Below are 6521 nucleotides of genomic sequence, written 5' to 3'. Positions count from 1 at the left end.
CAGGGCGAACAGCCCGAAGGCCGCCACGCCCCAGCCCAGCGTGGTGAGGTCCTTGGGCATCAGCTCGCCCACGAGCCACAGCAGGGCGAGCCCCGCGCCGGCCGCGCAGAAGAGCTGGAGCGCCGTGCGGCCGCTTCCCTGGAGCGGTGGGGGCAGCCGCTCCGTCCGAGCCACCGCGGCCCGCTCGACGAGCGCGAAGCTCACGACGAGGGCGGCGTACAGGAGGGCGCGCCCCGACGGTGGCAGCCAGGTGGCCCCGAGCGCCACGTAGAGGACGCCCACGCCCACCACCTGCAGGGCGCTCGCGCCCAGGGAGCGGCCGGCGAGCCCCGCCACGAGCCCCACCACCGTCCAGGCCCGCACCAGCGCTGTGTCCTCGAAGTGCGAGGGCATGCCCAGGGCGAGCGTGAGCACGCTCGTGGCGAGGTAGGTCTGGAGCAGGGCGGCGGGGGCACGTCGCAGGTGGGCCACTCCCGCGCCCACGCCCTGCGCCAGCGCGACGAGGACGAAGAAGGTGTAGAGGCGCGGCTCGTCCCAGCGCGCCACCTCCAGCGCGCCCAGGCCGAGCATGCCCCCCCAGTTGAGCAGCGCGAAGGAGAGGCTCGCCCGCCGCGACAGCTCGCGGGGGTGGATGAGCAGCGCCACCGAGAAGAGCAGGTAGTAGAGGCAGAGGAAGGAGAGGCTCAGCGCGAGCCGCTCGGGGTCGGGCCGCCCCGGGGCAAGCGTCTCCGTGCGCATCGCCCAGACGACGTGCGTCGAGTAGACGGCCACCAGGCTCGACAGCGGCACGATGACCCAGCGGTTCTTCACCAGGAAGAAGAGCGCCCCGCCCGCCAGGAGCGAGGTGGACAGCAGCGTGAAGGTGGTGATGTCGCTCACCATCCCCGTGTGCAGCCCGAGGAAGAGCGCGATGCCCGCCACCGTCTCCGACTGCATCCGCTGGGCAATGGCCACGATGCCCACGACGTTGAGCGCCAGCAGCACCAGCGCGAGCGGCTCGCTCTGGATGACGCGCACCGCGGGCACGAAGTGCAACGCGTACGTGACGAAGTAGGCGAGCGCGAGGCCTCCGCCGAAGAGGATGCGCCCGAAGAGCTCGTGCCGCCGCGACAGCCACAGGCCCAGCGCCGCGAGCCCCGCGCTCAGCAGGTAGCCCGCTCCCACCCGCACCAGCACCCCCAGCTCACCGAAGTGGTAGATGATGAGGAAGGCGAAGCCGAGGATCAGCGCCACGATGCCCAACCGGCTCAACCAGTACGTGCCGAGCTGTGTCTCGAGGTCCCTCTTCTCCGGCTGGGGCTCGGTGGGGGTCGGCGCGACGGGAGCGGGCAGGGGCGCTGGCGGCGTCGTGGCCCCGGCCTCCAGGCGCTCGAGGCGTGCCTCCAGCCGGGAGATCGTCTCCTCCAGCCTCCGTACCCGCTCTCGCGGATCCTGCGCGTCTCCCTCCGCCATGCGCTCCTCACTCTCCCAGAGGGAGCGGGGACATGCACCGGGATTCTCCCGCGAGAACGGGAGCTTGCTGTGTCAGGTGAAGAGCAGTGGCCGGCAGGCCCGGGCGAGGTTCAGCGCATCACGGGCCAGCACGTTGGAGGCCTCGTCGCCGTCCAGCCACGCGGCGCGCGCCACCTGGTTGCTCAGCTCGAAGCACAGCGTCGCCGTGCGCCGGGCCAGCCGGCTGTCCTTCTGCAAGGCCCGGGCATTCAACTCGCACAGCTCCGCGCACTGACGCAGCAGGCGCATGGGCTCGCTGTCGGCGCGCATCCCCTTGGTCGCCAATTGCTCCATCGCGGCTTCGCACGCGGCCTGACAGTTCAAGCTCGCGGCGATGCAGTGATGGATGTCGGCCGTCGCGCCACCCAGTCGCACTCCAGACATGCCCGCCACCTCCACACAGCGGCTTCAAACCTACGCACGTTCCCCCCAACCGCAACCTGCACCGTGCGCACTCGAAGCTCGTGTTCAGTCGAGCCCATGACGCTCACGCGGGGTCCTTCTGACATTGAGAAGTACGCACAGGAGCACTCCGAGGTTCCCGGTTCGCTTCTCGAGGAACCTCGGCAATCCACCGACGCACAGATGCCCGCGACTTCTTCGCGTGCGGTCCGCGCGGGCGGAAGATTTCACTCCACGTGGGTCCGATCTTGGAGACCTTGAAGGAGTTGCGGGGTCCTGGAACTCAGCCCTGCACGGGGTACTGCGCGAGCAGCGCCAGCAGCTCCTCTCCATAGAGCTGGACGCGCTTCTCCCCGAAGTAGGGCACTGCCCGCAGCTCATCGAGGCTGGCCGGCGGCCGTGACGCGAGCGTGTCGGAGATGGGGTTGGGCAGCACCGCCGACGGCGTCACCTTCCGCGCTCCCGCCTTCTCCGCGCGCCACGTCTTCAGCGCCTCCTCGCGCTTGCGTCGGTTCGGATCCTTCGGGCCCTTCGGCTCCGCCTCCGGCTTCAGCTCGCCCCGGCGCGACCGCTCCAGTATCTCGCGCACGAGCGCCAGCACCTCGTCCCCGTGCGCCCGCACGAAGGCCCCGCGCACGCCCGCCGCCCTCGCCAACTCCTTGGCGTTGCCCGGCGGCTTCATCGCGATGTCCGAGATGGCCATGTTGGAGAGCATCCGCCCCATGGGGATGTTCTCCGCCTCGGCCCACTCCAGCCGCTTGCGGTGCAGCGCCTGGGCAATGGTGTTGCCCAGCAGCAGCTGCGCCGGCGTCAGCCCCGACTTCGGCAGGCGCGGCTTGAAGTCCGCTCCCACGTCCGGTCGCGCCGCCGCCTCGTCGCACATGCGCTCGCAGTCCAGCAGCACCTCCTCGAGGATGTCCGCCTTGCGGCACTCCTCGCGCACCTGCCGGCCCAGCTCCACGAGGTAGCGCACGTCGTTGGCGATGTAGTCCCGCATCCCCAGGGGCAGCGGCCGCAGCGAGAAGTCCGACTGCTGGTGCTCCTTCGGCAGCTCCACGCCCAGCCGTTCGCGCGCCAGGTCCGCCAGCCCCACCTTGGGCCAGCCCAGCAGCGTCGCCGCCCGGTGGGTGTCGAAGAGGCCCCTCACCCGCACGCCTGCTTCAGCGAGGTAGGGCAGATCCCCCGACGCGGCGTGGAAGAACTTGGTCCTCCCCGGGTCCCCCATCACCGGCGCCAGCAGCGAGGGCTCCACCCCCGGCTGCAGCGTGTCGAAGAGGAAGACGTCGTCGCCCGTCCCCACCTGGAGGAAGCACAGGCGGGCGCGGAAGGCGTGCATCGCGTCCGCCTCCACGTCCACGGCCAGCTCCGGGGCGGCTTCGAGCTTCCGGGCGGCCGCTTGGGCCCCCAGCGTATCCACTACGTCCTGCGCACCTTGTGGGAAGGTCGGCATCGCGGAGAGCAGGCTAGCGGACCAGGTGTGTACGTGTAGCGTGTTTTTTCCCGCGTCGCCGCTAGGATGACAACCGCCGATGAACCCCGACGTCCTTCGCCTCGAAAAGAACCTGCTCGGCCACATGGGCCGGGCCATCGCGGACTACCGCCTCATCTCCGAGGGGGACCGCATCATGGTGGGTGTGTCTGGTGGGAAGGACTCGTACACCATGCTCTACCTGCTCCGGGAGCTGCAGCGCCGCGCCCCCGTCAAATTCGACCTGCTGGCGGTCAACCTGGACCAGGGCCACCCCGGCTTCCCGGCCGACAAGCTGGAGAACTGGTTCAAGAGCGAGGGCTTCGCCTACAAGATGCTCAAGGAGGACACCTACTCGGTCGTCCTCGAGAAGACGCCCCCGGGCAAGACGCAGTGCACCGTGTGCTCCCGGCTGCGCCGCGGCATCCTCTATACGGCGGCGGTGGAGCTGGGCTGCACGAAGATCGCCCTCGGCCACCACCGGGACGACCTCGTCCACACCCTGCTGCTCAACCTCTTCTTCGCCGGCTCGCTCAAGGCCATGCCGCCCATCCTCAAGAGCGACGATGGGCGCAATACCGTCATCCGCCCGCTGTGCTACGCGCCGGAGAAGGAGATCGCCGCCTACGCCGAGGCCCGGCGGTTCCCCATCATCCCGTGCGACCTGTGCGGCACGCAGGAGAACCTCCAGCGCCAGCGGATGAAGCGGCTGGTGGAGGAGCTGGGCAAGGAGATTCCCAACGTGCGCCAGAGCGTGCTCAACGCGATGGGCAACGTGCGGCCCAGCCACCTGCTGGACAAGAACCTGTTCGACTTCGAGTTTTCCGACGGCACGCCCGAGGCGCAGCAGCCCGAGGGCACCAAGACGGCAGCAAGAACGATGGGAGGGTTGGCGGATGCCTAAAGAACAGGCGGTGAAGGCGCGCAAGGAGCGGAACGCCGCGCTGGTGGAGGTGATGCTCCTGGCGGCCATGGCCGATGGCCGGGTCTCGCAGCTGGAGCTGCAGACGCTGTTGCGTCGTGTCATCGAGCGCCCCGAGTTCGAGGGCACCAGGCCCGAGGAGCTCAACTCGCTGGTGGTGGCGAGCGCCCAGCGGCTGTCCGAGGCGCACGACCTGGAGGAGATCCTCGCCTCGCTGCGCTCGCGGCTGCCGGACCACAAGAACCGGATGCTGGCCTTCGGGCTGGCGGCGTCCATCGCCTTCTCGGACCACCGGGCCACGCGCACGGAGCTGGGGCTGCTCAAGACGTTCCAGGCCGCGCTGGGCATCTCCGAGGACGAGGTGGCGCAGATCATCGACGTCATCGAGGGGGGAGGCAGCCTGGCGGAGGCGCTGGGCGAGCCCCTGGAGCGCCTGTACGCCGAGGTGATGGTGCTGGTGAGCGCGGCGGATGGGCGCCTGAAGGAAGCGGAGGCGCGGGCGCTGGTGGAGAGCTTCGCGTCGGACCCGCTCTTCCACAACGTGAGCCCCGAGCGCGCCCAGGCCTTCGTGAGCGAGGCGGTGTCGGCGCTGGTCGCCGAGGGGCTGCCGCAGCGGTTGCAGGTGCTGGCGCGCGGGCTGGCGACGCACGCCCACCGGCTGAAGGCCTACCGGCTGGCGACGAAGATTGCCCACGCGGGCGGACAGGATCCGAGTCCGGGGGAGCTGCGCATCCTCCACATCCTCCAGGCGACCTTCGGGCTGGCGGACGACGAAGTCGCGCGGCTCGACCGCGAGGCGTAGTAGGAGGAGGACCGGCTCCCGACCATGCCCGTTGCCCCGCCCTCGCAGCCGCGCTTCTCGTTCCGCTTCGGCCTGCCGCCCTCGCTGGGCAATGAGCAGGCGCGTGGGCGGGCCGAGCAACTGGCCGTGGCCATCGAGCACGCGCTGGGCCGGCGGGTGGAGGTGACGGTGGCGGCCAGCTACGAGGCGCTGGCGAAGGACCTGCTGGCGGGCCGCGCGGACGCCGTCTGGGCGCCGCCCTTCGTGTGCGCGCGGGTGGAGGCCATGGGCGTGCGGGTGCTGGCGCGCGGGGTGCGGCGCGGGCGCTCGTCGTACCGCTCGGCGTTGCTGGCGCGAGCGGGCTCGGGGCTGACGCTGGAGAAGCTCCAGGGCACGCGCATGGCATGGGTGGACCGCGATTCGGTGGCGGGCTACCTGCTGCCGGCGGCGTACCTGAAGGCCAAGGGGCTGGAGCCGGCGCGGACGTTCGCCTCGCAGCAGCTCTCGGGCTCGTACCGGGCGGCGCTGGAGGCGGTGCTGGCCGGCACGGTGGACGTGGCGTGCGTCTTCTGCCCGCCGGAGTCCACGGGCTTCACCTACGCGGACGGCGTGGAGGTGGTGCTGCCGGGGCAGGGTGGGGCGTTCGAGCTCATCGCCTACACCGAGGAGGCGCCCAACGACGGCGTGCCGGTGGGCATGGGCGTGGCGCCCGAGCTGGTGGTCCAGTTGGAGCGGGCGCTGCTGGGCATGCACGAGGGGGAGGAGGGGCGCCGCCTGCTGGAGGACCTCTTCAAGGCCGAGCGCTTCGAGCCAGCGCCGCGCATGGGCTACCGGGCCCTCTACCGCGTGGCCCTCGCGAGCCTCTGAGCTACGCCTCGTCCCAGAGGGCGGCCAGCTCCAACTCCAGGGACTCGAAGGGCTCGGCGCGAACGCGGCCCGTGCCGGTGTGCGTGGCCCGCGGCGAGTAGCGCGCTCCGTCCAGTCGGAACACCTCCAACGTGCGCGCTTCCGGGTCCAGGAACCACACGTGCCTCACGCCCTCGCGTGCGTACACGGGAAGCTTGGCCTCTCGGTCCCATCTGGCCGTGGAGGGGGAGCGCACCTCACATACCCAGTCCGGCGCGAGCGTGAAGGCCGGGGTGCGCGGTACGCGAGGCATCCGTTCCCTGCGCCAGCCGGCCAGGTCCGGCACCAGCACGTCCTGCCCCAGGTGCAGCTCCGGCTCAATCAGGAGGACCCAGCCGCCGGGGCCTCCCCGCCCTCGGTGGAACGGTCCTCCCAGCTCGAATGCCAGCACGGAGGCCGCCACCGTGTGGGGACCGGCGGGCCGGGGACTGACGTGAAGCTCCCCCGCGACGATCTCCCCCACCACATGCTCGGGGAGTGCCTCCAGGTCCGCGTAGGTGGCCGGTTTGCGCTCCATGACTCCCCTCTGTCCCTCGACGCCCGTCTCCGTT

General features: G+C 70.9%; 7 protein-coding genes. 3 read left to right on the top strand and 4 right to left on the bottom strand.

Translation table 11 applies throughout. The features are described 5' to 3' along the window. The 3 genes from VF697_RS04825 to VF697_RS04815 form a co-directional block, all read right to left on the bottom strand. The coding region (locus tag VF697_RS04825; RefSeq protein ID WP_331092295.1) for a DUF2339 domain-containing protein at positions 1–1452 on the bottom strand (1452 nt) is incomplete at its 3' end. Positions 1453–1524: 72 nt separating this feature from the next. Beyond that, positions 1525–1875, bottom strand: coding sequence for a hypothetical protein (locus VF697_RS04820; protein WP_331092294.1), 351 nt, complete (start codon positions 1873–1875; stop codon positions 1525–1527). A gap of 301 nt (positions 1876–2176) precedes the next feature. After that, a complete protein-coding gene (locus tag VF697_RS04815; RefSeq protein WP_331092293.1) occupies positions 2177–3343 on the bottom strand; it encodes a ribonuclease D in 1167 nt (388 codons plus the stop codon). A 79-nt stretch (positions 3344–3422) separates the two neighbouring features. On the opposite strand from VF697_RS04815, the gene ttcA reads away from it, so the two are divergent. Genes ttcA through VF697_RS04800 form a run of 3 tightly spaced genes read left to right on the top strand, consistent with a single transcriptional unit; the run spans position 3423 to position 5931 of the window. Then, the gene (gene ttcA, locus VF697_RS04810) at positions 3423–4265 is read left to right on the top strand and encodes a tRNA 2-thiocytidine(32) synthetase TtcA (protein ID WP_331092292.1); all 843 of its coding nucleotides are present in this window, start codon (positions 3423–3425) and stop codon (positions 4263–4265) included. After that, positions 4258–5085, top strand: a complete 828-nt coding sequence (locus VF697_RS04805) for a TerB family tellurite resistance protein (protein WP_331092291.1) — start codon at positions 4258–4260, stop codon at positions 5083–5085. Before ttcA ends, VF697_RS04805 begins: the two co-directional genes overlap by 8 nt. A gap of 24 nt (positions 5086–5109) precedes the next feature. After that, a complete protein-coding gene (locus tag VF697_RS04800) occupies positions 5110–5931 on the top strand; it encodes a phosphate/phosphite/phosphonate ABC transporter substrate-binding protein (RefSeq protein ID WP_331092290.1) in 822 nt (273 codons plus the stop codon). 1 nt (position 5932) lies between these two features. Here the strand turns inward: VF697_RS04800 and VF697_RS04795 are convergent, their stop codons facing one another. After that, positions 5933–6487 carry a Uma2 family endonuclease gene (locus VF697_RS04795; RefSeq protein ID WP_331092289.1) on the bottom strand — a complete coding sequence of 185 codons (555 nt, stop codon included), beginning with the start codon at positions 6485–6487 and terminating at the stop codon, positions 5933–5935. Positions 6488–6521: the final 34 nt, after the last annotated feature.

The sequence above is a fragment of the Archangium sp. genome (genome assembly GCF_036388035.1).
Classification (GTDB): domain Bacteria; phylum Myxococcota; class Myxococcia; order Myxococcales; family Myxococcaceae; genus Archangium.
This window is presented reverse-complemented; position numbering and strand designations above follow the sequence as displayed.

Coding starts and splice junctions, on each gene's coding strand:
- VF697_RS04820 (WP_331092294.1), bottom strand. CDS start 1,875: ATGTCTGGAGTGCGACTGGGTGGCGCGACGGCCGACATCCATCACTGC.
- VF697_RS04805 (WP_331092291.1), top strand. CDS start 4,258: ATGCCTAAAGAACAGGCGGTGAAGGCGCGCAAGGAGCGGAACGCCGCG.
- VF697_RS04795 (WP_331092289.1), bottom strand. CDS start 6,487: ATGGAGCGCAAACCGGCCACCTACGCGGACCTGGAGGCACTCCCCGAG.
- VF697_RS04800 (WP_331092290.1), top strand. CDS start 5,110: ATGCCCGTTGCCCCGCCCTCGCAGCCGCGCTTCTCGTTCCGCTTCGGC.
- VF697_RS04815 (WP_331092293.1), bottom strand. CDS start 3,343: ATGCCGACCTTCCCACAAGGTGCGCAGGACGTAGTGGATACGCTGGGG.
- ttcA (WP_331092292.1), top strand. CDS start 3,423: ATGAACCCCGACGTCCTTCGCCTCGAAAAGAACCTGCTCGGCCACATG.